This window comes from Sphingobium sp. FW306-1B-F04DB (assembly GCF_058781925.1).
Map to the genome: position 1 here is coordinate 17,468 of NZ_JBYSXE010000028.1, position 24,713 is coordinate 42,180.

Genomic DNA, 24,713 nt, shown 5'->3' on the forward strand with positions numbered 1-24,713 from the left:
GCCATGGCGCTTTTCACGTTCAAGCTCCCCGACATCGGTGAAGGCATCTCGGAGGCCGAGATCGTCGCATGGCACGTCAAGGTGGGCGACACGGTCGAGGAAGACCAGCAGATCGCCGACATGATGACCGACAAGGCGACCGTCGAAATGGAATCGCCGGTGTCGGGCAAGGTTGTCGAAGTCGCGGGCGAGGTCGGTGACGTTATCGCTATCGGATCGACGCTTGTCGTGATCGAAACCGAGGGCGAGGTCGCGGCCAAGGAAGATGCTCCGGCACCCCGGGCCGAGGTCGAAGAAAGGCCCGAGGTCGTGGCGGAGCCTGTTGCGATGGCGCCTGTGATTGAAGCGAAGCCCGAGCCGGTCGCTGCACCCGCGCCAGTCGTCGAGGCGGAACCGGTGGCGAAGGCGAGCCACACCGTTCTCGCATCGCCCGCGGTGCGCGAGCGCGCCAATTCGCTCGGCATCGATCTGTCGCAGGTCCGGCCCGCACAGGGCGATCGCATCCGCCATGCCGATCTCGACGCCTATCTGACCTACAATACAGGCCAGGGTTTCCGCGCGCCGGGCGCGTCGGCGAAGCGCACCGATGAGGCGATAAAGGTCATCGGCATGCGCCGTCGCATCGCCGAGAACATGCAAGCCTCCAAGCGCAACATCCCGCACTTTACCTATGTCGAGGAAATCGATGTCACCGAGCTGGAGGCGATGCGCGAGGCGCTCAATGCCAATCGCGGGGACAAGCCCAAGCTCACCATGCTGCCGCTGCTGATCGTCGCGATCTGCAAGGCGCTGCCCGATTTCCCGATGATCAACGCGCGCTACGACGACGAGGCGGGCGTGGTGACGCGCCACGGTTCGGTGCATCTCGGCATGGCGACGCAGACCGATGCGGGGCTGATGGTGCCCGTGATCCGCGATGCGCAGGACAGGAACATCTGGCAGCTCGCGACCGAGATCAAAAGGCTGGCCGACGCCGCGCGCAGCGGCAAGGCCAAGTCGGAGGAGCTGTCGGGCTCGACGCTGACGGTGACGTCGCTTGGCCCGCTCGGTGGCATTGCGACCACGCCCGTGATCAACCGTCCCGAGGTCGCGATCATCGGTCCCAACCGTGTGATCGAGCGTCCCGTCATCAAGGATGGCGAGATCGTCGCTGCCAAGCTGATGAACCTGTCGATCTCGTGCGACCACCGCGTCGTCGACGGCTGGGATGCGGCGAGCTACGTCCAGGCGGTCAGGAAGCTGCTCGAGACTCCGGTCCTGCTTTTCGCGGATTGACGATCATACCGGGCGCGTCGAGCGGCGCGCCCGTCCGGCGATCGAGGAGCACGGGCTCGACCTGCGCACCCGTTTCGGTGTCGGCCAGCACCTTGTCATAAGCGGGCGCCGCGAAATGCTTGCGCCCCCAGCTGAAGAGCGTGAGGAGCACGGGCTGGAAATCATAACCCCGCTGCGTCAGCACATATTCGTGCCGCGGCGGGCGTTCCTGATAGAGCCGCCGTTCGAGCAGCCCCGCATCGACCAGCGCGGCCAGCCGTCGCGTCAGCATCGTCGGCGCGATGCCCAGGCTCTTCTGGAATTCGTCGAAGCGCGTAAGACCGGCAAAGGCATCGCGCAGGATGAGGATGCTCCACCATTCGCCCACATGCTCGAGGCTGCGGGCGATGGGGCATTCCATTTCTTCAAAGCTTTTGTGCTGCATGGCATTCCGCTAAGGAGGAGGCCGGCTGGGGGCAAGCCCCCTCCTTCCTGTTTACGGGCTCAGGCGACGGGGGCCGGGCCTCGCGCAACCACGCCGGTCATCTGCTCGACCACATCCTCGATCTGGTCGTGTGGTGTGCCCAGCGCGATCGCGCTCACCCTGTCCAGCCGTTCGACCTGCCCGGCACTGAGTGTGACCTCGAGTGCACCCAGATAGTCCTCGAGCTGCGCCATGGTGCGCGGGCCGATGATCGGGACGTGTGCGGTGGAAGAGAGCGCGCCGCGCTGGCGGACCCAGGCGACTGACACTTGCGACGGCGTATGCCTCGCCTCCTCGGCGATCTCGAGCACGGCATCGAGGATCGCGGTTTTCTGCGCGTCGGTCTCGCCATGCACCAGCTTGTTCAGCCCCTCGCGCCTGCCCGCTTCGTTCTTGCGGTATTTGCCCGTCAGGAAGCCGCCGCCGAGCGGCGACCAGAGCGCGACCGCAAGGCCCAGGCTCTCCGCCATCGGCAGCAATTCGCGCTCGGCGGTGCGCTGGACGAGGCTGTATTCGATCTGGACCCCGGCAAGCGGCGCCCAGCCGTGGACGTCCGCCAGCGTCGCACCGCGCGCGATCCGCCAGGCGGGAAAGTTGGAAAGGCCGGCATAGTGAATCTTGCCCGCGCGGACGAGGTCATCGAACCCGCGCAGGATTTCCTCGATCGGGGTCAGCTGGTCGTCGAAATGCGCCCAGAGCAGGTCGATATGATCGGTCTTCAGCCGCTTCAGGCTTTCCTCCACCGAGCGGATCAGGTTGCGCCGGCTGTTGCCGAGGATCGAGGTCGGATCGCCCGGCACTGCGCGCAGCGAATATTTGGTGGCAAGAACGAAGCGGTCGCGCTCGTGCGCAATGAACTCGCCGACCAGCTTTTCGGACTCGCCGAACTGATAGCCGTTGGCGGTATCGATGAAGTTGCCGCCCGCCTCGACATAGCGGTCGAACATCCGCCGTGCCTCCGCGGGGTCGCTGCCATGGCCCCAGCCTGTGCCGAAGTTGCCGGTGCCGAGCGCGAATTCCGAAACGCGAAGGCCAGTGCGCCGGCCGAAGGTCTTGTACTGCATGTGGGTCTCCGTCTGTAACTATCATGATAGTAGTTACGTTCGGCAGAGTCGTCCAGCGGGCTGCGCGATAGCTTTTCTTTGCCGCGCCACGGTCGGTCTTTGCGATATGTCGATCGAGCGATGTCGCCCGCGATGTTGCTAACTGCTGCGCGCCCTTTGCAGCGACCCGGCGATGCGGCGCGCAATGCCGCGCGGCGTGAAGCGGATCGATCCCGCCATAACCGCATTCAGTACGCCGGAGACCTTGACCGCGCGATTGGCCTTGAGCGCGTTGAGGCCATCGCGCACGACGCGATCAGGACCGGTCGCGAAGCGCTTGAACAGGTCGGTATCGGCCATGTCGGCAACATCCGCGAATTCGGTGCGCGTGGGGCCAGGACATAGCGCGACGACGCACACGCCCTTGTCCTTGACCTCTTCGTGCAGCGCCTCCGAGAAGCTGAGCACAAAAGCCTTGGTCGCGTAATAGACCGCCATCCATGGACCGGGCTGGAAGGCGGCGGTCGAGGCAATATTGAGGATCTCGCCATTCCCGCGCGCGATCATCCCGGGCAGTACGAGCCGGCAGAGCGCCATCAGCGATCGGCAGTTGAGGTCGATCATCTCGCCCTGTCGCGCGAGGTCGAGGCTGTCGAAGGCGCCGCGCGCGCCAAAGCCCGCATTGTTGATCAGCGCGGTGATCGAAAGGCCGCGCGCATGTGCCTCGTCGATGATCTGTTGCGGCGCATCGGGCGCAGCGAGATCGATGGCGATCACGTCGACCGAAACGCCGTGCTTTGCGGAAAGCAAAGCGGCGAGTTTATCGAGCCGGTCGCGCCGGCGCGCGACGAGCAGCAGGTCGCGCTTGCCTGCTGCAAGCTGTTCCGCGAACTGCGCGCCGAGGCCGGCAGACGCCCCGGTGATAAGTGCGACTGCTCTCGCCATACGCCCCCCTCGGCTCAGCTTTTGGTCTTGTCCTTGCCCTTGGTCGATTTGACATAGAGCAGCGCTGCAACGATCGCGGCCGATCCGATCGCGGCGCCAAGCCCTGCAGCGCCCCAGCGTCCGCGCTTGCCCGGCTGGCCTTCTTCCTCGCGATCAACGTTGTCGGCGTTGCTGCTGTCTTCGGTCAATGATCGTCTCCCTTTACGCACTCAGCCGGTACACCAGATCCGGCGCCACAGGCACGCCCAACATTGGCCCTTGGCGGGCCAGGCATGCAAGCCCGTCGTTAGACGGGTTGCGGAACCACCGCCAGTATCGCCTGCGCGGCACAGCGCATGATCTCGGCCGGATCGAGATCGGGTTCCTCGAACGCCATCTCGATCGCGCCATAACCGATCTCGACGCAAAGGCGCATCCGGGTGAACAGCGAGGCGCGGTTTGCACCGGGCATCTGCGCGCGTGCTGCCTCGGTCAGCAGTACCGCCATTTCGCGATGCGAGTCGATCCGGACATGCTCGAGCGCCGGCACCGCGCGGAGCGCGCGCATCACCCAGGGGCCGCCGGGAAAGGCGCGGGTGAGGCGCACATGCGCCATCAGCATCTCGGCAATGGTTGCGGCATCGCGATGCGCATCGACCGAGACGAGCGCATTCTGCGCGTCCATCAGCCGCTTTCCCAATGTGCTGAGCACGTCATATTTGTCGCGGAAATAATGATAGAAGGTCGGCGGCGAGAGCGTCGCGCGCTCGGCGATCAGGTTGGTCGAGATGCGTTCGATTCCGATCTCGGCAATGAGTTCGCCCGCCGCCGTCAGCAGCCTTTCATAGGTCGCCCGCGCGCGCAGCTGTGTAGGCATCCGCTTGGCGGTCGACACCGTCACCGTTCGCTCTCTCCCGCGCATGTTGCCCGGCTTTCCCTGCCCCACGGCGCGCATTGACAAATGTTAGTCATAACTACAGTCTAGCGATGACTATAAGGCTTGGGAAGGGGATCGGTATGGCGGCGAAACTGCCTGCGCCCGCAAGACGGGGCGCGGTGCGCGGATGATGCGGTTTGCTTTGCTCTCCTGTCTGTCGCTTCTCGCAGCGTGCCAGTCCGAGCCTGCCCCGACGCCGCTGACGCCCGAGCAGAGCGCGGCACTCAAGCCCGCCGAGCCCCGGCTGGCGGCGCTTTACGAACAGTCTTGCAAGTCATGCCACACCGTCCGCGATACCGGCGCGCCGCTGACCGGGGATCGGACGATGTGGAATCCGCGCTGGGCCAAGGGGATGCCCGCGCTGGTTCACAGCGCGGTCGGTGGGTTGGGCCGGATGCCTGCCGGCGGCCAGTGCTTTTCCTGCACCCCCAAGGACCATGAGGCGCTGATCCGCTTCATGGCCGCACACTGAGCGGGGGAGGGCGCATGGCGATTTCACGACGTGCGATGCTGGTCGGGGGCGGCGTGGTCGGCGCCGGTCTGTTGGGCGCTGGCGGGCTCACGGGACGCCGCATCTGGCTCGATCGCGAGCCCGCGGCGCTGCCGCTGCAGGATGGCAGGGGCCGGATGCTGTGGAGCAACTGGTCGGGAATCGAGCATGCCTATCCCGCCGCGCGCGCGGCGCCGGGGAGCGAGGACGAGCTGGTCGCGCTGCTCGCGCGCGCTGAGGCGCCGATCCGGCCGGTGGGATCGGGGCACAGCTTCACCGGTCTGGTTCCCACCACCGGGACGCTGCTGACGCTCGACGGCTTGAGCGGGCTCGTGTCGCACGATCCGGCAACGCTCCGCGCAACGGTGCGTGGCGGCACGCGGCTCGCCGATCTCGGCCCCGCGCTGTCGGCGATCGGGCAGGAAATGTCCAACCTGCCCGACATCAACAAGCAATCACTCGCGGGCGCGATCGCGACGGGTACGCACGGCACCGGGTGCGGCATCCGCGCGCTGCACGGCGATGTCGTTGCGCTGCGGCTGGCGACGCCTTCGGGGGAACTGATCGACTGCGATGCCGTGACGCGACCCGAGGTCTTTCATGCCGCGCGCGTCGGACTCGGAGCCTTTGGCGTGGTGACGCAGGTGACGCTGCAGAACCGGCCGCTCAGGCGAATCCGCAAGCGCACCTGGCTCCAACAGACCGAGGAAGTGCTGGCGGGCTGGCCCGAACTTCGCCGCCGGCACCGCAATGCCGAATTCCTCATATTGCCTTTCACCGGCTATTCTGCGGTGATCACGCATGACGTCACCGATCGCCCGGTCAAGCCACGCGGCCCCGATCGCGACACCGAGACGCTGATGGGGTTGAAGCGGTTGCGCGATATCTTCGAATTCGCAACGCCGCTGCGCATCGCGGCTGCCAAGGCGGCGCTCAAGGATATCGCGCCGGAGGAAGTCGTCGATGACGGATGGAAGCTGCTTTCCAATGAACGGCCGGTGCGCTTCAAGGAGATCGAATATCACCTGCCGATCGATACGCAGGTCCCGGCGCTCCGCGAAGTGATAGAGGTGATCGAGACGCAGCGGCGCGATGTATTCTTTCCCATCGAAGCGCGCGTGATCGCGCCCGACGACGCCTGGCTCTCACCCTTCCACGGCCGCGAGACGGGATCGATCGCGGTCCATGCCTATTACAAGGACGACCACGACTTCTTCTTCGGCCTGATCGAGCCGATCTTTCGTCGGCACGAGGGACGGCCGCACTGGGGCAAGCTTCACAGCCTGAAGGCGCGTGATTTTATGGCGCTTTATCCGCGCTGGCGTGACGTGCAGGATGTGCGCCTCGCGCTCGACCCGAAAGGGCGGATGCTCAACGATCATTTGAAAAGGATCATGATTGATGCCGGCTGACCGTCCCAAACGCCGCTGGACACGCCGCGCCGCGATGATCGCGGGAGGGGCGCTCGTTGCCGGCGGCACGGGGTTGCTGGCGCTGCGCAAGCGGGATCGCGGGGGCGCGCACGATGCGTATTTCGCCGCGCTCTCGCAGACGCTGGATCGCGCAGGCATCGCGCATCCTGTTCTTGTTATCGATCAGGCACGGCTGGCGCACAATATCGCCGCGGTGCGGGCTGCACTTGCACCGCAGAAGCTGCCGCTGCGCGTGGTTGTCAAATCGCTCCCGGCGCCCGGGCTGATCGATGCGGTGGCGAGCGGCATGGGCACCGATCGTTTCATGGTGTTCAACGGCGCCATGCTCGGCGAGATGGTGCGGCAGCACCCCGAAGGCGACATGCTTCTTGGCAAGCCGCTTCCCGCAGTCCAGCTCGCGCAATTTCTCGACGCTTCGGGCCCCGACGCCGCATCGCGTATTCAGTGGCTTGTCGATACGCCCGAGCGGATCGCGCAATATCGCGAGATCGCGCGCACAAAGCGTGCAAGGCTGCGGCTCAGTTTCGAGATCGATATCGGGCTGCACCGCGGGGGCTTTTCCGACGGCGACGCACTGGCAGCGGCTTTGAAAGCCGCCATGGAGGAGCCTGCCTGCGAGATTGCCGGGCTGATGGGGTACGATCCGCATGTCCCCAAGATGCGCGATCCCGAAGCCGCCTATGCCGCTTCGCAGGACATTTACGGTGGCGCGATCCGCGTCATACACGAGGTGACGGGTGTCGATCCGGCGACGCTGACTCTCAATGGCGCCGGCAGCCCCACCTATACACGCCATGCTACGGGCACGGTTTGCAATGAGGTGTCGGTGGGATCGGCTTTCGTCAAGCCGACCGACTTCGATATCGATGGTCTTGCGCGTCATGTACCCGCCAGCTTCATCGCGACACCCGTCATCAAAGCGGAGGAGCGGATGCAGCTGCCGGGTGCGGAATGGCTTTCGGGGCCGCTTGCATTCATGGACCCGAACGCCGCGCGGGCCTTTTTCATTTATGGAGGTCATTGGCTGGCGAAACCGATCTCGCCCCCGGGGCTGGAGTATAGCGAGCTTTTCGGCCGATCGAGCAACCAGGAAATACTCACCGGATCGGGGAGCGTCGCCCTTCAGCCCGACGACCATGTGTTCCTCCGCCCGACGCAGAGCGAGGCGGTGTTCCTGCAGTTTGGCGATATCGCGCTGTTCGACGGGAATACGATTACCGGCTTCTGGCCGACCTTTCCGGTGTCCGCCTAGCGCCTATCAGAAACGCGCGATCACCGCGTCCAGGTCGACCGCTTCGGTCGTGGGGAACACGATCTGCGCGCGCGTGAGCGTGGCGGCATCGCCGATCCCCACCGCGACCATTCCTGCGGCGAGGATGGCCTCGATGCCCGCGGCCGAATCCTCGAACCCGATCGCATCGCCCGGCGCGACGCCAAGCGCGTCGGTGCAGGCGAGAAAGATATCGGGTGCGGGCTTGGACGCGGCGACCGCGCCGGCATCCGCGATGAAATCGAACTCCGAGGCGATCTCCAGCCGTGCGAGCAGCGCAGGCGCGTTGCGGCTGGCGGAGGCGACGGCGGTCTTCATGCCGAGCGCGCGGGCGCGCGCGACGAGCGCGGCCGCGCCGGGGAGGAGGTCGGCGGGCGACATCGCGGCGACGGCGTCGAGATAATAGCCGTTCTTGCGCGTCGCCAGATCGATCATCTCGGCCTCGGGCAGCGTGACCCCGCCCAGCGCGAGGATGTGGCGCAGCGAACCCATACGATCGACGCCCTTGAGCGCCTCGTTGGCCACGGCATCGAACGGGATCGAAAGCTCGTCGGCGATGCGCTTCCACGCCGCGAAATGCGCGACCGCGCTGTCGGCGAGCACACCGTCGAGATCGAAGATCGCGGCGCGGAAGTGCGTCATGCCACCACCTCGCGCGTGACGGGTTCCGCGCCGAGCATGAGTTCTTCCTCGCCATGCCACAAGGACACGGGATCGCCAGAGACCAGCGTATAGGTGGCGCGATCGCCCTCGACCGCAAGCTCCACCGCGCGGCCACGGTAGCGGATTTGGAAGCCATAGGCGTGCAGTTCGGGCACCGCGATCGGGCTGAAGGTCAATCTGCCATCAAAGCTGCGCAATCCGCCGAAGCCCATGGCGAGCGCGTTCCAGCTACCCGCAAGCGCGGCCATATGGAGGCCGTGATCGCTGTTGCCGAACAGGTCCTGAAGATCGGTCAGCGTCGAGACGCGCCAGTACCGAAAGGCGCGTGCCGCGTCCCCGACCGAGGCCGCCGCAGCCGCGAAGGCGCTGGCGGACAGCGTCGAATCGTGCACCGTGATGCCCTCATATTCGTCGAGCATCCGTCGCCGCATCTCCGGATCGAAATGGTCGCGCAGCAAGACGGTGGCGAGCACGGCGTCGGCCTGTTTGGCGACGCGGTGACGGTAGATCGCGAGCGGATGGAAATGGAGCAGCAGCGGATATTGGTCCGCGGGCGTCTCTTCGATCGGCCAGCGCGCCTTGGTGAAGAAGCTGTCGTCCTGCGCATAGATGCCGCGCGCTTCATCCATCGGCAGCAGCATGGCGTCCGCAGCGCGGCGCATCGCATCCGCCTCACCCGCGTCGAGCTGGTCGACAGCGGCATCCGCGGCATAGCGCAGATGCTCGGCCGCCATCATGTTGGTGTACAGGTTATTGTCGACCAGCGCGGTATATTCGTCGGGACCCGTCACGCCGTTGATGACGAACGCATCGCCGCGTGCGGGATCGTGGAAGCCGAGGTCGAGCCAGATCCGCGCGGTCTCTGCGAGCATCTCGGCGCCGCCTTCGGCAAGGATCGACGTGTCGCCCGTCGTCTCGACATAGAGCCTGAGCGCATGGGCGATATCGGCGTTGATATGGTACTGCGCCGATCCCGCGGGGAAGAAGGCCGAGCATTCGCGCCCCGCGATCGATCGCCAGGGATAGAGCGCTCCACGCCGGTGCCCGAGCGCGCGCGCGTTTTCGCGTGCGGGCGCCAGCTTGGAGATACGCCATGCGAGCATCGCGCGTGCGATCGCGGGCCGGGTGTAAACGAAGACGGGAAGGACATAGCTGTCGGCATCCCAGAAGACATGGCCTTCATAGCCTTCACCGGTCTGCCCCTTGGCGGCGATCGAGCTCGCGCCGTCGTGCCCCACCGCCTGGACGAGTTGGAAGAGGCAGTGGCGGACAGCCTGTTCAGCTTGCGGCAGGGTCGGGAAGTGCACCGCTGCGTCGTCCCAGAAGGCCGCAAGCCACTCGGCCTGCTCGGCAGCGAGCGCATCGAAGCCGACATCCTGCGCATTCTCCAGATCGTGACGTGCGGACGCCAGCAGAGCCTCGGGCCCCTGGTCGCGCGCGGCATGATAGGCCGAGATGATCGTGATCGTCCGCGTCTCGCCGGGGGAGAGCGTCAGCTCTTCGGTCACGCGCGTCGTCAGTGCGGCGACCGCGAAGCCGCTGCGCTTCAGCGCGTCGACACGGCCATGGACCTCGTGCTCGTCGATGACCAGCTGTGCCTGCCACGGGCTTTCGGCCATTTCGGGCGTCACCCGCGGATCATAGATGGCAGACGCCTCGGCAGGGGCACCCACCGGTGCTGCTGGATCCGAAACCATGTTGTCGAGCGCGATCCGCGCGGCCGACAAGGCCTCGATCCGCACGCGCGTGGCAACGATCGCGGAGCGGGCAAAGGATATGAGCCGTTCGGCGCGGATCGCGACGCCGCCGACACGCCATTGCTGGGCGAGCAGCCCGCGGCGCATGTCGAGCGTGGCGATGTCGGGCGCACCCATGGCAACGCCGTCCACCGCGATCGCCAGCCGGGTCGCGTCGGCAACCGCAAGCCGCGTGTCGCTTTCGCGCGCATAGCCATAGGCGCCCTCATGATATTCGATCGGCACGCGCTCGAAGACGCCGTTCAGATAGACGCGCGGCGCATCAGCCGATTCGCCGGGACCGCGGACGCCGATGAAACCGTTACCAAGGACGAGGATCGAGGCGAGGTGCGGCGCCTGCATCTGCGCGCCCTCGGCCGTCAGTTGCCAGCTATCACCCGAAAAACCCAGGGCTTCGAACGCCGCTTCGGGCAGCCTTGCTCCCACGATCCATCCTTCTCCCTGGACGCCCTGCATATGCAGTGACGATTGCTATGATATGCATTTCATAATAGATCGGACGCGCGGCGCAAGCGCACAATCGATAAGGTGCGACGCGCAAAGGGAGGACGGATGACTGCGGCACGCCTGAAAATCGGCATTTTCCTGAGCTACGCGATCTTCGCGATCCTGCTCAACAGCGTCGGCACGGTGATCCTCCAGTCGATCGAATATTTCAGGATCGACAAGATCACCGCCAGCACGCTTGAGGCGTTCAAGGATCTGCCGATTGCGATCACGAGCTTCCTGATCGCCTCCTTTCTGCCCCGAATTGGCTATCGCCGCGGCATGATCATCGGCCTGGCGGTGGTCGGCGCCGCGTGCGCCGCGATGCCGCTGATCAATGCTTTCTGGGGAACGCGGCTGCTGTTCTTCGCGATTGGCGTGAGCTTCGCGATCGTCAAGGTCGCGGTCTATTCCTCGGTCGGGCTGCTGACCAGCACGCCCAAGGGGCATGCCAGCCTGCTCAATGTCATCGAGGGCGTTTTCATGCTGGGCGTGCTCAGCGGCTACTGGATCTTCGCGGCATTCATCGATCATGGCGATCCGTCCTCGCCGCGCTGGCTCCAGGTCTACTGGGTACTCACAGCGGCCTGCGTCATCGCGATCGCGCTGCTCGCGAGTGCACGCTTCGACGAATCGCGCGCGCATGATGGGCAGTCTGAAGGTGCCTCGGCGGCGCATGACTTCGGCGCGATGCTGCGGCTCGCCGCGAGGCCGCTGACGATTGTCTTCATCGTCTCGGTCTTTCTCTACGTTCTGATCGAACAGGGCATCGGCACCTGGCTGCCCACATTCAACCGGCAGCTGCTCGGACTGTCCGCGCCGATGAGCGTGCAGGCGGCCTCGATCTTCGCGGTCGGGCTCGCCGTAGGGCGGCTCGGGGCTGGCGCGATCGTCCGTCGCACCGGCTGGTATCCGCTGCTGATCGGCTGTCTCGGCGCGATGGCGGTGCTGATCGTCGTTGCACTGCCGCTGGCGAATGCCGCGAGTGGCGAAGCGGTGGACAGTTGGGCGGGGGCGCCCGTCGCCGCTTTCGTCTTTCCGCTGATCGGGCTGTTCATGGCGCCGATCTATCCGGCTATCAATTCGGCGATCCTGAGCGCGATGCCGCCTGCCAACCAATCGGCGATGGTGGGGCTCATCGTCGTCTTCTCGGCGCTGGGCGGCACCACCGGATCGTTCATCATCGGCCGTGTCTTCGCGGCGTTCGAAGGGGTGGGGGCATTCTACCTGCTGCTGATCCCGATCGCTGTCGTCGCGATCTCGATCACCGCGCTCAAGCGCCTGACCGACCGGGCGGCCTGACCTCAGGTTTCGCGGACGATCAGGCGTGTCGGCAGCATCGTCGATTTCGCGCGGCCTCCATCGATCTGTTGCATCAGCTTTTCGACGAGGATCGAGCCCGCAATGTGCGTTTCCTGCTCAATCGTGGTGATCGCCGGGGTGAAGTGTGCCGCGGGCGGAATATTGTTGTAGCCAACGAGCGCATAGTCGCGCGGTGCGACATGGCCGGCCTCGCGAAAGGCGCTGATGACCGCCATTGCCGCGGTGTCCGAAAAGCAGAAGACCGCGTCGGGGGGCTGGCGCTCGGCGATCCACGCCTTTGCAGCGGCATGGGTCGAGGCATAGGCCATGTGCTCGACGCCGAGCTGATCGATCGCCACCTCGGCGCCTGCCCTGGCAGCGGCGGCGCACATGCCCTCATACCGCAGGCGGATCTCGGCATGGCTCGTGTCGCCGACAAAGAGCCATCGTTTCGCACGCCGCTTCAGGAAGCGTTCGCCCGCGAGCTGACCGCCCAGCCGGTTGTCGCTGCCCACCGCGCAATAGGCTTCGGCGGGATCGACCGCGCCCCAGACGACAAAGGGTGTCTCGGTCCGCGCCAGTTCGCGCAGCATTTTCTCACGATTGCCCTGGCCGAGGAAAATGAAACCGTCGGCGACGCGTGAGCGCATCAGATCGATGCAGCCGCGCGCGTCGGATACGCCTGCGGGTGAAAGCAGCACATCCTGGTTGCGCACCGAAAGCGCCTCGGACACCCCCGCCAGAAGTTCGAAGATGAAGGGGTCGGCGATGCTCCCGCGGCCACGATGCGATCCGAAATCGAGCATCACCGCGATCGTGTCGGTCCGCAGCTGGCGCAGCTTCTGGGCATTGCGATTGACCGCATAGCCATGTTGGCGTGCGACTTCGAGGACGCGATCGCGCGTCTCGGGGCTGACCAGCGCGCTGCCGTTGAGCACGCGTGAAACCGTGGGCTTCGAGACATTGGCCAGCCGCGCGATGTCCGCCATGTTGACCGCCATCGAGCGCGACTGGCGGTCGGGGCCGCGCTTTCTGCCTTCGCTGCTGTCGCTATCCGCTATCGATCGTTGCCCGGTCATTTTCATAGCTGTTGCATATCCGCTTCAGTGCGCGGGAAAAAGGGGTTGGTGCAGCATTTCTGAAACAACCTTCTTGAAATGCATTTCAGTCTCGCATAGCGTTCATGTCAATCCGGTGCGCCGATCAACGGCGCCGTCATGATGTACAGGAGAGGATAAGATGCTTTCCCAGCCTAGCCTTGTTACCCGTCGTTCCGGCACCGCGCTGGTCGCGCTGGTCGCGCTGGCGGCCGCGCTTGCCGCGGCGCCGGCCGCCTATGCGCAGAATCCCGCACCCCAGGCCCAGGCTGAAGAGCCGCCCACCGAGGGTGAGGAGATCATCGTCACCGGCACCGCGGGCGCGGGCACGCGCCGGCAGGACGCAGCCTTTGCGGTCACCACCGTCGACAGCGCGCTGATCGACCAGGTTTCGCCCGCGAGCACCGCCGACCTGTTCAAGGTCATTCCCGGCGTTTCCTCCGAAAGCTCGGGTGGCCAGAACGGCGCCAATATCTTCGTCCGCGGCTTCCCCTCGGGCGGCGACGCGCAGTTCGTGACACTCCACACTGAGGGCGTCCCCTTCTTCCCGCCGCCGACGCTCTCCTTCCTCGAGAACAGCCAGCTCATCCGTGTTGACGAGACGCTTGATCGTGTGGAGGCGGTGCGTGGTGGCACCGGTGCTCTGTTCTCGTCGGGGCAGCCCGGCCTCACGATCAACTTCGTCCAGCGCGAGGGCAAGCAGGACTTCGAAGGGTTGCTCAAGCTGTCGGGCACCGATTTCGGCGAGCTTCGCGCCGATGGCTATGTCTCGGGCCCGATCGGGCCGAGCACGACATTCATGGTGGGCGGCTATTATGCAGCGTCCGACGGCATTCGTGACGCGCAGTTCACCGCCGAAAAGGGCGGGCAGATCACCGCAAATGTGCGGCATGACTTCGACAAGGGCTCGCTGCTCGTCTTCGGCCGCTATCTAAACGACCACGGCCAGTGGCTGCTGCCCATTCCCGTCGTCCAGGACGGCAAGAAGATCCGCGGCTTCCCCGGCTTTGACGCTGGCACCGGCACCTTTGCGGGTAACGAGACGCGGCTTGGCGTGCTCAATGACGGAACCAGCGTCGACCTGTCCGACGGCCGCGGCGCCGACATCGTCAATCTCGGCGCCAATTTCGAATATGAGATTGCCGACGATTTCACCATCCGCAACCGTGCAAGCTGGCTGAAGGGCAGCGCCGATACGACGGGCATGGTTCCGGGCGGAACGACGCCTCAGACCGCCGCGGAATATGCGGCCTCGCGGGGTGGCACGATTTCGAGCCTGACCTTCACCAATGGTGGCGCGGCGGTGCCCGATGCTGCGAACCAGCTGGTCATTCCCGTCGGCATGTGGGTGGTCCGCAAGGATATCGAGGCGTTCGTCAACGACCTCGCGGTCGAATGGAAGGCGGGCAGCAACACCTTCACGATCGGCGCCTATTACACCGACTATTCGTCGCGCGATCACTGGAACCTCGGCAACGCCCAGCTGCTGACCGCCGAGCCCAATGCGCGACGCCTTGATCTGACGATCATGAACACCGCGAGCGGTGCGTTGCAGCAGGTGACGCGCAACGGCTTTGCGGGCGGCTCGTTCTTCAACGTCAACGCATCCTATGACGGTCGCGACGTCGCGATCTATGCGGTGGACGAGTTCCAGATCACGCCCGAACTGCGCGTCGATGGTGGTATCCGCTACCAGCATCACAGCGTCGATGGCACGCTGGAGAACAACACCTTCGGGGTCGATACCGACGGCAACCCCGATACGTTGTGGAACAACGGCACCGCGGTGCTCAACGGCACCTTCTCAACGATCCACTACCGCAACGGCGAATTCGCCTGGACGGTTGGCGCGAACTACGACTTCACCAGCGAATTCGGCGCATTTGCGCGCTACAGCCGGGGCAACAGCTTCCCCTTCTTCGACAATCTGCGCGATGGTCTCGACCAGACACAGAAGATCGACAGCTATGAACTGGGCTTCAAGGCTTCGACCGATCTGTTCAACCTCTACCTGACGCTGTTCCGCAACGAGTTCGACGGGCTGGCGACGACACAGATCGTCGACGGCGCTCCGATCGCAGCGGTCGGCGGCGCGCGTACCAACGGCGTCGAGGTCGAGGGCGCGATCCGGCCGGTCGACGGCTTCCAGGTCGCCTTTTCGGGCACCTATCTGGACGGAAAATACGAAGATCTCTTCTCCAACAACGGCCAGATCGACAACACCGGCAACCAGGTGCAGCGCCAGCCCGAATGGCAGTGGCGCGTCACCCCGTCCTACACCGCTGAGTTCGGCGACGGGATGAAGGCCAATATCTTCACGACGCTGGCTTATATCGGCGATCGTTTCTCGGACATCGAGAACCAGCAGCTGCTTCCCAACTACTATAAATGGGATGCGGGTGTGTCGTTCGACCTCAACGAGCGGCTGCAATTCTCGGTGGTGGGGGACAACCTGACCGACGAGATCGGGCTGACCGAAGGCAATCCGCGCCAGCTCGGCTCGCAGGGTGCGGGCGTCATCCTTGCGCGGCCGATCCTCGGGCGGTCCTTCCGCTTCAGCGTCGGCTACAAGTTCTGACCTGACGGTGCGACTGCGCGAATTGAGCAAAATGGCGGGCGCGATGCTTCTGGGCATCGCGCCCGTCGCGCTGTCATCGGCGTGGGCGACCGACCCGGCGCCGCTGGCCTTTCGCATCGACGAGGGGCGCAACATCAACGCCTTTGTGCGCGATGGCGCAACGGCGGCGCATCTGGTGCTTCGATCGGGTTCCGCGCCGCGGCTGCTCGTCGCCTTTCCCGCGGGGAACAGCGGCGTCGGCCTGTGGTTCGAACATGCCGACACGCCAGTGGCCTGGACATTGGTGACGCCCGCGCGGCCGCTTTCGATGCGCGATGCACGCGACCGCCCGCTCAACGGCATTTCGGCGACGATCGAGGCGCGGGGTAGCGCGCTGGTGATCGACGAGGCGGTGCTGTCATCGGTGCGCGTGCTGCGCGATTTCGAGCTCAGCCGCGCGCTGCCCGATCCGGTGAAGACCACGGCCACCGTGCAGGGCAAGTCGGTCGTCTGGCAGCGCGACAGGCTGGATGGCGCGCCCGGCTATCGCCTCGAAATCATGCTCGAAAACGGCCGGATCCAGCGCGGAACAGACGGACGGGTGCGACTGGTTGCGGGTGACGGCGGCGTGCTGCGGTTCGGCATGCGCGCATTGACGGGTGAAACCCCGCTGACCCCGCTCGGCGGCGATACGCTGCTGACCGCCGATGCTGCCCAGGACACACGTGCGCGCGAGGTGCTTTCTTTCCTCAGCTACCGCGAGAAGTTCCTCGCGGGGTCCTGGCGATTCGACACCTATTTTGGGCGCGACACGCTGATGTCGACGCGGCTGCTGATGCCCGTGCTTCAGCCCGAGGCGGTCGAAAGTGGGCTTGGCGCGGTGCTTGCGCGCCTTTCCGCCGAGGGTGAGGTCGCGCATGAGGAGGATATCGGCGAATTTGCTCTGCTGCGCCGCCGGGCCGAGGGCAGCGCGGGCGACGACGCGCCGATCCATGACTATGGCATGATCGACGACGATTTCATGCTGGCGCCCGTCGCCGCCTCCTGGCTGCTCGACGATGCGCGCGGGCGCGAGCGCGCCGCGGCCTTTCTGGCGCGACCGGGAATGGGCGACGCGCTGGCGCGCAACCTGCTCTGGGTCGTGCGTCGCACGACGGCTTTCGCCGCGGATCCCCGCTTTGGCAATCTCGTCGCGATCAAGCCGGGCCGGCGCACCGGCCAGTGGCGCGACAGCGAGGAAGGGCTCGGGCGCGGGCGATATCCCTATGATGTCAACGCCGTGTTCGCACCCGCCGCGCTCGACGCGATCGCGCGGATGGCGGCCAGCGGCCTGCTCGATCGCTACGTTGGCGCGTCCGACCGGGCCTTGTTGGCAAGCGCCGGTGCGGCGGCAAAGGTCTGGCGCGAAAAGGCGCCACCGTTTTTTGTGACGCGGGTCGAGGGTGCGCGTGCGGGGCAGGCGATCCGCGCTTATGCCGCAGAGATTGGCGTCGACGGCCAAACGACCCCGGCAAGCGAAATCCGTTTCGACGCGCTGGCGTTGGACGACGCAGGCAAGGCGGTGCCGGTGATGCACAGCGACACCGGCTTCGCCTTGCTGTTCGGCACGCCCGATGCCGATGCGATCGGACGCGCGCTCGACGTCGTGATGGCGCGCTTTCCCACCGGACTCGCCACCGAGGCGGGCATAGTCGTTGCCAATCCGGCACTTGCCGATAATGATGTCAGGCAGCGCTTCGGCCGGGGCGCCTATCACGGCACGGTGATCTGGTCATGGCAGCAGGCGGTGCTGCTGGCCGGCGTGGAGCGGCAACTGGCGCGCGACAACCTTCCTGCCGCACTGCGCGCCCGTCTCAGCGACGCACGGGCGAGCCTGTCGGCACTGATCAACGCCCAACGTGCATGGCGCGCGTCGGAACTCTGGAGCTGGTCCTACGCCAACGGCCGCTTCGCACCCGCCGCCTTCGGGCAGGGCAGCGGGGACGAGGACGAATCCAACGCCGCGCAGCTCTGGAGCACGGTGTTCCTGGCGCTGGACGGCAAGGCGGACGCCGATCGCCCGCGCTGACGTCGTGGTCGACCCCCCGGTCCCCCGGCCTCACCGTCAGAAGTTTTTCTAGCACCCGACACATTCAAACTCGCTCGCAAGACACATGCGCACCATTATATGACGATCATCATATTTACTGCATAAGGATGCGACAATGACTGTAACCAAGGGTACCGCGCTGATCACCGGCGCTTCGACGGGTATCGGTGCCACCTATGCCGACCGGCTCGCGCGCCGCGGCTACGACCTCATCCTCGTGGCGCGCGATGGCGATCGGCTGTCGGCGCTGGCCGAGCGCCTGACCGCCGAGACAGGCGTGAAGGCCGAAGTGCTCAAGGCCGACCTCATCGCTCCCGCCGATCGCGCGCGCGTCGAGGCGCGGTTGCGCGACGATCCGGCCATCACGCTCTTCGTCAACAATGCGGGCATGGCGGTTGCCGGTCCGGTGATCGAGTCCGATGTCGATGCGCTCGACCGGATGGTCCAGCTCAACACGCTTGCGCTGACGCGCCTCGCCCACGCCGCGGGCACCGGCCTCGTCACGCGGGGCGGCGCCATCATCAACATTGCCTCGATCGTAGCGCTGACCCCGGAGGTCATCGGTGGCACCTATAGCGGCACCAAGGCCTTTGTGCTCAACTTCACCCAGGCACTGGCAGCCGAGCTCGAACCCCGTGGCGTCCGCGTCCAGGCAGTGCTTCCGGGCGCCACGCGCACCGAGCTCTGGGACCGTGCGTCGGTCGACATCGACGGCCTGCCCGCCGAATGGGTGATGGGCGTCGACGAGATGGTCGATGCCGCACTCCTGGGCTTCGATCGTGGCGAGACCGTCACCATCCCGCCGCTCGAGGAGATCGAGGAATTCGACGCGCTTATGGAAGCGCGCGCCGCGCTCCGTCCCAAGCTCTCGCGCGATCGCGCGGCGACTCGCTACCGCGTCGCGGTGGACGCCTGACCCTTGTTTGCCGGGCCTTCGGGCCCGGCAATTTTGTCAGGCGAGGCCCAGTCTCGCCTTCACCGATTTACGCGAATTCGCGATGATGCGTGCGGCCTCGTCAGGATCGGTCGCCGCGCGCGCGAGCGAAACCGCGCCGACCATCTCGGCGAGCGCTGAGGTCGCCAGCGTCGCAGCCTCGTCGGCCGGAACACCCATGTCGCAGAGCAGCGCGGCGATTTGCGCGCCGCTCCGGTTCACCCCTTTGGCGAAGCGTTCGCGACCCGAGCCGCCCAGCCGTGACAGGTCGGTCGAGAGCGCGGGGAGGGGGCAACCCGCCTCGGGCGCGCCGACATGCGCCGCGGACAGGTAGAAATCGATATATTCGGCCAATCCTTCACGCGCGGGGCGCCCCTCGATCGATTCCAAAAAGCGCTCGCGCGCCTGATCAAAGCTTGCGGCGATCGCCTGGTCGACCAGGTCTTCCTTCGATTTGAAGTGCGCGTAGAAGCCGCCATGCGTCAGCCCGAGACGCGACATGAGCGAGGCGACGCCAAGCTGCTCCGGGCCCGCGGCGCGGATGGCGGCGGCCGCCTCGGCAAGCAGGCGTTGGCGTGTGCGTTCCTTGTGCTCCTTGTCGTAGCGCAAGACGGTCTCCTGAAAATGATAACGATCATATAATGTGGCCCGCCGGGATCCTCAAGCAGGCGGTGGTGTCAGCCCGAAAGATAGTCGCGCCAGATGCGCTTTCCGATGCGATCATAGTCGGCCATCGCAGCGATCAGCCGGGCAAGCGCATCGCTCGGACATAGCGCATCGGGCAGCAGCGGATCGCGCATGATCGCGCGGATCGCCTGCCGGCCGAGAAGCAATGTTTCCGACGCGGCCTCGGGCAGCGCCTTCGCTCCGATCGTGGCCGCACTGCGATCGAGCCGGTCGGCCAGCGCTTCATGCGCGCTGCGCATCGCAGCGGCGGCCCAGAGCGACCGGAAACTCGCCGCCCGGCCAGCGTCGATATCGCTCGCACGGACCACCAGCAGTGATGGCGCGACATCGAGTTCCATCAGGCGCGCACGCAGGCCCTCCGCGCCGCCCGACAGGTTGGCGGGACGCGCCCAGACATTGGCCTCGGCCTCGGCAAGTCCCTCCAGGTTCAGCGCGCGCAGCGTCCTACGCCACACCGTGCGGTTGGCGCGTTCTTGCGGCCCCGCGATCGCGAGCAGCCAGTCACCTGTCCATTCGATGCGGTAATCGAGCACATGTCGCCATCCGAGGATGCGACGCTGGAGCGGTTCTCCGCGAGCGCCGATGCTGTAGAGTCCGCGCTCGACCTTGGCGACGCGGCCTTCGGCCTTGAGCCGCGTGAGCGCGGTCCGGATGCCGGTGGGCTCGATTCCGAGAGCGGCCCCCGCCCGCACCAGTTGGCGCACCGAAAAGGCGGGCGGATCGCCGGTGTCGACCAGATCGAGGATCAGCGTGCGTGCGCTCATCGCTTCGCCACCCGGCGGCATTAACCTGTTGCGCTCCGCGTCCATAGCCGACATCATGTGTAACAAATAATCATGGAGAGGGAAGATGCTGCCGCTGGAAGGCATCACCATAATCGACCTGACGAGCGTCGTCGCGGGGCCGCTGGCGACGCAGATCATGGCCGAGCAGGGCGCGCGCGTCTGGAAAGTGGAACCGCGCGAGGGCGATCGCGCACGAATGCTGGGCGCGGTCGCGGCGCCCGGCTTCAGCTCGGCGCATGTCGCGCTCAACGCAGGCAAACAATCGGTGGGGCTCGATCTTGCGAGCGAGGCCGGGCGCGCGTTGCTCAAGCGGCTGATCCCCCACGCCGATGTGCTCATCCACAATTTCCGTCCCGGCGTGATGGAGCGACTGGGATGCGACGTCCCCGCGCTGCACGCGCTGCGCCCCGACCTCGTGATCGCGCGGATCACCGGCTTCGGGCAGGACGGTCCGATGTGCGACGGGCGCGCCTATGACCCGATCGTCCAGGCTGAATCGGGGATGGTGAGCTGGGGTGAGGACGGCCCCGTGCTCGCCCCGCAGTGGATTTGCGACAAGAATGCGGGACTCTACGCGGCGCAAGCGGTGGGCGCGGCGCTTGTCGCGCGCGAACGCAGCGGCAAGGGTACGGTGGTCGACATCTCGATGCTCGAGGCCGCGGTCGCCTATGGCTGGATCGATCTTCACGGCGATCAGGTTTTTCCCGGCACCGCATCGCGCATGCCCAACATTGCCTCGGTCTATCGCCCATGGGCGACCGCGGACGGCTGGATCGTCGTGGTCATGCTCTCCCAAGCCGAGTTCGAGGGCTGGACCAGGGCGGTCGACGCCCCCGAACTGCTCGACGATCCGCGCTATGCCGACATGACCCGGCGATTCCTCAACTGGAATGACCTGCGCGCCTTCTGCGCGCCGCGGCTCGCCGCGATGAGCACAGCCGAAGCGGTCGCGCGGCTGAACGATGCGGGGGTTCCATGCGGTGTCGCCAATCCCTCGACCGCGCTCCCGGGCCATACCCAGCTTGCCCATGACGATTTCATTGCGCTGACCGATCATCCGCACGCGGGTGCTGTGCGGCGCGCGCGGCCCGTCGCGCGCTTCGACGGCGCGCGTCGAGGACTCGATGAGCATGCTCCGCGTGTGGGGGAACACAGCCATGCGGTCCTCGCGCAGGCGGGGCTCAGCGAAAGCGAGATCGCCACGGCGTTCAGCACGGGCGCGGCGCACGCGCCACAGGAGACAGTTCGATGACCTTCCAGACGCTTGCTTACGAAGTCGCGAACCGGACAGCGACGATCACGCTCAACCGCCCCGAACATTTCAACGCGATCGCGCATGGCATGCCGCGCGAGATCCGCGCCGCGGTCGAAATGGCGGAGGCCGATCCCGAGGTCCATGTCATCGTCGTGCGCGGTGCGGGGCCGGGCTTCTGTGGCGGCTACGACCTCAAACACTATGCCGAGCGCAAGGGCGAGATCGCCGGATCGCAGGATATGCCATGGGATCCGACGCTCGATTTCCAGATGATGTGGCGCAACACGCAGGATTTCATGGCGTTGTGGCGCGCGACCAAGCCGACGATCGCACGCGTTCATGGCGCCGCGGTCGCCGGCGGATCGGACATCGCGCTGTGCTGCGACTTCCTGATCATGGCCGAGGATGCGCGCATCGGCTATCCGCCCGCGCGCGTCTGGGGCGTGCCGACACCCGCGATGTGGGTCTATCGGCTGGGACCGCAAATGGCCAAGCGGATGATGATGACGGGCGACCTGATCGACGGGCGTGAGGCGGTCCGGATCGGGCTCGCGCTCGAGGCGGTGCCCGAGGCCGAACTCGACGATGCGGTCGAGCGTCTTGCGGGGCGACTGCGCGGGGTTCCGCGCAACCAGCTGATGATGACCAAGACCGTCGTCAACCAGGCCTATGACAATATGGGCCTCAACAACACGCAGATGTTCGCGACCTTCTTCGACGGTGTCGCGCGGCATTCACCCGAGGGCATCTGGTTCCGCGAGCGCGCGCAGGAGGTGGGTTTCAAGCAGGCGGTGGCCGAGCGCGACAGCGGCGATCCGATCGCGAGCCAGGTCTCCAAGCGACTGCCGGCGGAGGACTGATCATGACCAGCATCCGACCGATCACCGCGCTCGACACGCATGAGGTGCTCAACCAGCCCCCGCCGTTCGAGGATGTGAACCTCTTTACGGGCGACCGCGCTCTCACCGACGCCGTTGTGCGGGCGGGCGGTGCGCAGCACGCCGAAAGACTAGCGGCGCTGGGCGCGCGCGCGGGTTCGGCCGAGGTGATCGACTGGGGTGTCGAGGCCAGTCGCAACATCCCCGTGCTCGATAGTTTCGACCGCTATGGCCAGCGCATCGACGAGGTGCGTTTTCATCCTGCCTATCACGAGCTGATGCGGCTTGGCCTCGAAAACGGCTTCGCATCGGTCGCGTGGGATGGCACGCCCGCGGGTCATGTCGCGCACGCCGCGGTCCTGTTCCTGACGGGGCAGGCGGATTCGGGCACGAGCTGCCCGATGACGATGACCTACGCCGCGGTCCCCGCGCTTGAGGCCGAACCGGAAGTCGCGCGCGAATGGGTGCCGCGCATCACCGCCGGCCGCTACGACCCTGCCTTCCGCCCGGCCGCGGAAAAGGCGGGCGTCACCATCGGCATGGCGATGACCGAAAAGCAGGGCGGCTCCGACGTTCGCGCCAACACCACGCGCGCCGAACGGGTGGGTGAGGAAGGCTGGTATCGGCTCACCGGTCACAAATGGTTCTGCTCCGCGCCGATGTGCGACGCATTCCTGACGCTCGCCTATACCGACGGCGGGCTTACCTGCTTCCTCGTCCCGCGCTGGTTGCCCGACGGCACACGCAATGCGGGCTTCCGTGTCATGCGCCTCAAGGACAAGATGGGCGATCGTTCCAACGCGTCGTCCGAGATCGAGTATCATGGCGCGCTGGCGCAGCGCCTCGGGACCGAGGGGCGCGGCGTCGCCACGATCATCCGGATGGTCCAGCATACGCGGCTCGATTGCGTCGTCGGCTCGGCGCAGCAGATGCGCGGTGCGCTTGCGCAGGCGCTGTGGCACACCGCGCATCGCTCGGCCTTCCAGCGGCGGTTGATCGATCAGCCCGCCATGGCCGCGGTGCTCGCCGATCTTGCGATCGAGAGCGAGGCCGCGATCACAATGGGCTTCCGGCTTGCGCAGACATTCGACGCCGATGACGCGCTCGCGCGATTGTTGACCCCGATCGCCAAATACCAGGTGTGCAAGCGCGCGCCGGGCTTCGTTTACGAGGCGATGGAGTGCCATGGCGGCGCTGGCTATATCGAGGCGGGGCCGATGCCGCGGCTCTTCCGCCAGTCGCCGCTCAACGCGATCTGGGAAGGGTCGGGCAATGTCATCGCCCTTGACGTGCTCCGCGCGATTGCCCGCGAGCCCGAGGGAGTCGATGCGCTCCATGGCTTCCTCGCGGCGCAGCGCGGCCGCAACGCGGCCTATGATGCCTGGATTGACGCGATCGATCTAAAAGCGGCGCAGGAGGGGACCGCACGGCTGCTCGTCGAACGGCTCGCGCTCGCCGCGCAGGCTGCGGTGCTGCTCGGCTGGGACAATCCCCTCGCCGAGGCATTCTGCGAATTGCGCCTCAAACCGCGCGGGAGCGCTTATGGCGCCTTCGACGCTGCCATCGACACCCGTGCCATCCTCGAACGCGCGAGGCCCGTGCCATGACCGTTCTCGTCACAAATGACGGCCCCGTCCGCGCCGTCACCATCGATCGTCCCCACTGCCGCAACGCGGTCGACCCCGACACCGCGATCGCGCTGCGCTCCGCCTTTGCCGATTTCGAGGCTGACGAGAGCGCCGCCGTCGCCATCCTCACCGGTGCAGGCGACCATTTCTGCGCCGGCTTCGACCTGAAGGCGGTGGGGCAGGGCGAGCGCCGCTACGAGCCCGAGGGTGAGGGTCCGATGGGGCCGACGCGGATGCTGCTGTCCAAGCCCGTCATCGCCGCGGTCGAGGGCTATGCAGTCGCGGGCGGGCTGGAACTCGCACTGTGGTGCGATCTGCGCGTCGCTTCCGAAAGCGCGATCTTTGGCGTGTTCTGCCGCCGCTGGGGCGTGCCGCTGATCGATGGTGGTACGGTCCGGCTTCCCCGGATCATAGGACAGGGGCGCGCGCTCGACATGATCCTGACGGGCCGGCCCGTCGACGCCACCGAAGCGCTTGCAATTGGGCTTGCAAACCGCCTGGTGCCCGAGGGTCGCGCGCTGGCGGAGGCGCAGCGCCTCGCTGCGGAGATCGCCCACTTCCCCGCACTGTGCATGCGCACCGACCGCATGTCGGCGTTTCGGCAATGGGATTTCGATCTAGCGGACGCTTTGCGCTTCGAAGGCCGCGAAGGCGAAAAGCCGCTGCGCGCCGAAGCAGCGGTTGGAGCCAAGAGGTTCGCCGATGGGGAGGGGCGCGGCGGCACGTTCGGCTGAGGGTGCCGCTGGTCAACAAGGGCCGG

22 protein-coding genes are annotated in these 24,713 nt (G+C 66.2%); 12 read left to right on the forward strand and 10 right to left on the reverse strand.

Annotated elements, in window-relative coordinates:
• The first annotated feature begins 3 nt into the window (after window positions 1–3).
• Window positions 4–1,275, forward strand: coding sequence for a dihydrolipoamide acetyltransferase family protein (locus AC3WJD_RS13245; RefSeq protein ID WP_492747138.1), 1,272 nt, complete (start codon window positions 4–6; stop codon window positions 1,273–1,275).
• Here AC3WJD_RS13245 and AC3WJD_RS13250 read toward each other — a convergent pair.
• From AC3WJD_RS13250 to AC3WJD_RS13270, 5 genes are all read right to left on the reverse strand, one after another.
• The gene (locus AC3WJD_RS13250; protein ID WP_492747139.1) at window positions 1,232–1,675 is read right to left on the reverse strand and encodes a winged helix-turn-helix transcriptional regulator; all 444 of its coding nucleotides are present in this window, start codon (window positions 1,673–1,675) and stop codon (window positions 1,232–1,234) included. The genes AC3WJD_RS13245 and AC3WJD_RS13250 overlap by 44 nt on opposite strands.
• Before the next feature lie 83 nt (window positions 1,676–1,758).
• On the reverse strand, window positions 1,759–2,802 hold the full coding sequence (locus AC3WJD_RS13255) for an aldo/keto reductase (RefSeq protein ID WP_492747140.1): 1,044 nt from the start codon (window positions 2,800–2,802) through the stop codon (window positions 1,759–1,761).
• A 138-nt stretch (window positions 2,803–2,940) separates the two neighbouring features.
• Window positions 2,941–3,726, reverse strand: coding sequence for an SDR family NAD(P)-dependent oxidoreductase (locus AC3WJD_RS13260; protein ID WP_492747141.1), 786 nt, complete (start codon window positions 3,724–3,726; stop codon window positions 2,941–2,943).
• A gap of 14 nt (window positions 3,727–3,740) precedes the next feature.
• Window positions 3,741–3,914: a hypothetical protein gene (locus AC3WJD_RS13265; RefSeq protein ID WP_492747142.1), complete on the reverse strand. Its 174-nt coding sequence runs from the start codon at window positions 3,912–3,914 to the stop codon at window positions 3,741–3,743.
• A 98-nt stretch (window positions 3,915–4,012) separates the two neighbouring features.
• Window positions 4,013–4,606, reverse strand: coding sequence for a TetR/AcrR family transcriptional regulator (locus AC3WJD_RS13270; protein ID WP_492747143.1), 594 nt, complete (start codon window positions 4,604–4,606; stop codon window positions 4,013–4,015).
• A gap of 163 nt (window positions 4,607–4,769) precedes the next feature.
• Here AC3WJD_RS13270 and AC3WJD_RS13275 point away from each other — a divergent pair, with 163 nt between their 5' ends.
• The 3 genes from AC3WJD_RS13275 to AC3WJD_RS13285 are packed head-to-tail and all read left to right on the forward strand — an operon-like array spanning window position 4,770 to window position 7,817.
• Window positions 4,770–5,114, forward strand: a complete 345-nt coding sequence (locus AC3WJD_RS13275; RefSeq protein WP_492747145.1) for a c-type cytochrome — start codon at window positions 4,770–4,772, stop codon at window positions 5,112–5,114.
• Between the two features lie 14 nt (window positions 5,115–5,128).
• Window positions 5,129–6,544 carry a D-arabinono-1,4-lactone oxidase gene (locus tag AC3WJD_RS13280; protein ID WP_492747146.1) on the forward strand — a complete coding sequence of 472 codons (1,416 nt, stop codon included), beginning with the start codon at window positions 5,129–5,131 and terminating at the stop codon, window positions 6,542–6,544.
• Window positions 6,534–7,817, forward strand: coding sequence for an alanine racemase (locus AC3WJD_RS13285; RefSeq protein WP_492747148.1), 1,284 nt, complete (start codon window positions 6,534–6,536; stop codon window positions 7,815–7,817). The genes AC3WJD_RS13280 and AC3WJD_RS13285 overlap by 11 nt, the downstream gene beginning before the upstream one ends.
• Window positions 7,818–7,823: 6 nt before the next feature.
• Here AC3WJD_RS13285 and pgmB read toward each other — a convergent pair whose 3' ends face one another.
• Together pgmB and AC3WJD_RS13295 are read right to left on the reverse strand one after the other, a co-directional pair.
• Complete coding sequence (gene pgmB / locus AC3WJD_RS13290; RefSeq protein ID WP_492747149.1) at window positions 7,824–8,477, reverse strand: beta-phosphoglucomutase; 654 nt, start codon at window positions 8,475–8,477, stop codon at window positions 7,824–7,826.
• Window positions 8,474–10,681, reverse strand: a complete 2,208-nt coding sequence (locus tag AC3WJD_RS13295; protein ID WP_492747150.1) for a glycoside hydrolase family 65 protein — start codon at window positions 10,679–10,681, stop codon at window positions 8,474–8,476. The genes pgmB and AC3WJD_RS13295 overlap by 4 nt, the downstream gene beginning before the upstream one ends.
• 126 nt (window positions 10,682–10,807) lie before the next feature.
• Here AC3WJD_RS13295 and AC3WJD_RS13300 point away from each other — a divergent pair, with 126 nt between their 5' ends.
• Entirely contained in the window at window positions 10,808–12,043 is a 1,236-nt protein-coding gene (locus AC3WJD_RS13300; RefSeq protein WP_492747151.1) for an MFS transporter, read from the forward strand.
• A 2-nt stretch (window positions 12,044–12,045) separates the two neighbouring features.
• Here AC3WJD_RS13300 and AC3WJD_RS13305 read toward each other — a convergent pair whose 3' ends face one another.
• Complete coding sequence (locus AC3WJD_RS13305; protein WP_492747152.1) at window positions 12,046–13,122, reverse strand: LacI family DNA-binding transcriptional regulator; 1,077 nt, start codon at window positions 13,120–13,122, stop codon at window positions 12,046–12,048.
• Between the two features lie 160 nt (window positions 13,123–13,282).
• Between AC3WJD_RS13305 and AC3WJD_RS13310 the strand changes: the two genes are divergently transcribed.
• From AC3WJD_RS13310 to AC3WJD_RS13320, 3 genes are all read left to right on the forward strand, one after another.
• A complete protein-coding gene (locus tag AC3WJD_RS13310) occupies window positions 13,283–15,718 on the forward strand; it encodes a TonB-dependent receptor (RefSeq protein ID WP_492747153.1) in 2,436 nt (811 codons plus the stop codon).
• 43 nt (window positions 15,719–15,761) lie between these two features.
• Window positions 15,762–17,765, forward strand: coding sequence for a glucosidase family protein (locus tag AC3WJD_RS13315; protein WP_492747154.1), 2,004 nt, complete (start codon window positions 15,762–15,764; stop codon window positions 17,763–17,765).
• A 136-nt stretch (window positions 17,766–17,901) separates the two neighbouring features.
• Window positions 17,902–18,702 (forward strand): SDR family NAD(P)-dependent oxidoreductase, encoded by an 801-nt coding sequence (locus AC3WJD_RS13320; RefSeq protein WP_492747155.1) that lies wholly within the window; start codon window positions 17,902–17,904, stop codon window positions 18,700–18,702.
• Window positions 18,703–18,738: 36 nt separating this feature from the next.
• Here AC3WJD_RS13320 and AC3WJD_RS13325 read toward each other — a convergent pair whose 3' ends face one another.
• Both AC3WJD_RS13325 and AC3WJD_RS13330 read right to left on the reverse strand, forming a co-directional pair.
• Entirely contained in the window at window positions 18,739–19,329 is a 591-nt protein-coding gene (locus tag AC3WJD_RS13325) for a TetR/AcrR family transcriptional regulator (RefSeq protein WP_492747156.1), read from the reverse strand.
• Window positions 19,330–19,397: 68 nt separating this feature from the next.
• Window positions 19,398–20,171, reverse strand: a complete 774-nt coding sequence (locus AC3WJD_RS13330) for a hypothetical protein (protein WP_492747157.1) — start codon at window positions 20,169–20,171, stop codon at window positions 19,398–19,400.
• Window positions 20,172–20,256: 85 nt separating this feature from the next.
• On the opposite strand from AC3WJD_RS13330, the gene AC3WJD_RS13335 reads away from it, so the two are divergent.
• From AC3WJD_RS13335 to AC3WJD_RS13350, 4 genes are read left to right on the forward strand one after another with little or no spacing between them, the layout of a single operon-like run.
• A complete protein-coding gene (locus AC3WJD_RS13335) occupies window positions 20,257–21,444 on the forward strand; it encodes a CaiB/BaiF CoA transferase family protein (RefSeq protein WP_492747158.1) in 1,188 nt (395 codons plus the stop codon).
• Window positions 21,441–22,307, forward strand: coding sequence for a crotonase/enoyl-CoA hydratase family protein (locus AC3WJD_RS13340; protein ID WP_492747159.1), 867 nt, complete (start codon window positions 21,441–21,443; stop codon window positions 22,305–22,307). The genes AC3WJD_RS13335 and AC3WJD_RS13340 overlap by 4 nt, the downstream gene beginning before the upstream one ends.
• A 2-nt stretch (window positions 22,308–22,309) precedes the next feature.
• Window positions 22,310–23,932, forward strand: a complete 1,623-nt coding sequence (locus AC3WJD_RS13345; RefSeq protein ID WP_492747160.1) for an acyl-CoA dehydrogenase family protein — start codon at window positions 22,310–22,312, stop codon at window positions 23,930–23,932.
• The gene (locus tag AC3WJD_RS13350) at window positions 23,929–24,687 is read left to right on the forward strand and encodes a crotonase/enoyl-CoA hydratase family protein (protein WP_492747161.1); all 759 of its coding nucleotides are present in this window, start codon (window positions 23,929–23,931) and stop codon (window positions 24,685–24,687) included. Before AC3WJD_RS13345 ends, AC3WJD_RS13350 begins: the two co-directional genes overlap by 4 nt.
• The last annotated feature ends 26 nt before the right edge of the window (window positions 24,688–24,713 follow it).

Excerpts from the sequence above, each read along its gene's own strand:
- AC3WJD_RS13245 (WP_492747138.1), top strand. The coding sequence starts at position 4 with ATGGCGCTTTTCACGTTCAAGCTCCCCGACATCGGTGAAGGCATCTCG.
- AC3WJD_RS13250 (WP_492747139.1), bottom strand. The coding sequence starts at position 1,675 with ATGGAATGCCCCATCGCCCGCAGCCTCGAGCATGTGGGCGAATGGTGG.
- AC3WJD_RS13255 (WP_492747140.1), bottom strand. The coding sequence starts at position 2,802 with ATGCAGTACAAGACCTTCGGCCGGCGCACTGGCCTTCGCGTTTCGGAA.
- AC3WJD_RS13260 (WP_492747141.1), bottom strand. The coding sequence starts at position 3,726 with ATGGCGAGAGCAGTCGCACTTATCACCGGGGCGTCTGCCGGCCTCGGC.
- AC3WJD_RS13275 (WP_492747145.1), top strand. The coding sequence starts at position 4,770 with ATGATGCGGTTTGCTTTGCTCTCCTGTCTGTCGCTTCTCGCAGCGTGC.
- AC3WJD_RS13280 (WP_492747146.1), top strand. The coding sequence starts at position 5,129 with ATGGCGATTTCACGACGTGCGATGCTGGTCGGGGGCGGCGTGGTCGGC.
- AC3WJD_RS13285 (WP_492747148.1), top strand. The coding sequence starts at position 6,534 with ATGCCGGCTGACCGTCCCAAACGCCGCTGGACACGCCGCGCCGCGATG.
- pgmB (WP_492747149.1), bottom strand. The coding sequence starts at position 8,477 with ATGACGCACTTCCGCGCCGCGATCTTCGATCTCGACGGTGTGCTCGCC.
- AC3WJD_RS13300 (WP_492747151.1), top strand. The coding sequence starts at position 10,808 with ATGACTGCGGCACGCCTGAAAATCGGCATTTTCCTGAGCTACGCGATC.
- AC3WJD_RS13305 (WP_492747152.1), bottom strand. The coding sequence starts at position 13,122 with ATGACCGGGCAACGATCGATAGCGGATAGCGACAGCAGCGAAGGCAGA.
- AC3WJD_RS13310 (WP_492747153.1), top strand. The coding sequence starts at position 13,283 with ATGCTTTCCCAGCCTAGCCTTGTTACCCGTCGTTCCGGCACCGCGCTG.
- AC3WJD_RS13315 (WP_492747154.1), top strand. The coding sequence starts at position 15,762 with ATGCTTCTGGGCATCGCGCCCGTCGCGCTGTCATCGGCGTGGGCGACC.
- AC3WJD_RS13320 (WP_492747155.1), top strand. The coding sequence starts at position 17,902 with ATGACTGTAACCAAGGGTACCGCGCTGATCACCGGCGCTTCGACGGGT.
- AC3WJD_RS13330 (WP_492747157.1), bottom strand. The coding sequence starts at position 20,171 with ATGAGCGCACGCACGCTGATCCTCGATCTGGTCGACACCGGCGATCCG.
- AC3WJD_RS13335 (WP_492747158.1), top strand. The coding sequence starts at position 20,257 with ATGCTGCCGCTGGAAGGCATCACCATAATCGACCTGACGAGCGTCGTC.
- AC3WJD_RS13340 (WP_492747159.1), top strand. The coding sequence starts at position 21,441 with ATGACCTTCCAGACGCTTGCTTACGAAGTCGCGAACCGGACAGCGACG.
- AC3WJD_RS13345 (WP_492747160.1), top strand. The coding sequence starts at position 22,310 with ATGACCAGCATCCGACCGATCACCGCGCTCGACACGCATGAGGTGCTC.
- AC3WJD_RS13350 (WP_492747161.1), top strand. The coding sequence starts at position 23,929 with ATGACCGTTCTCGTCACAAATGACGGCCCCGTCCGCGCCGTCACCATC.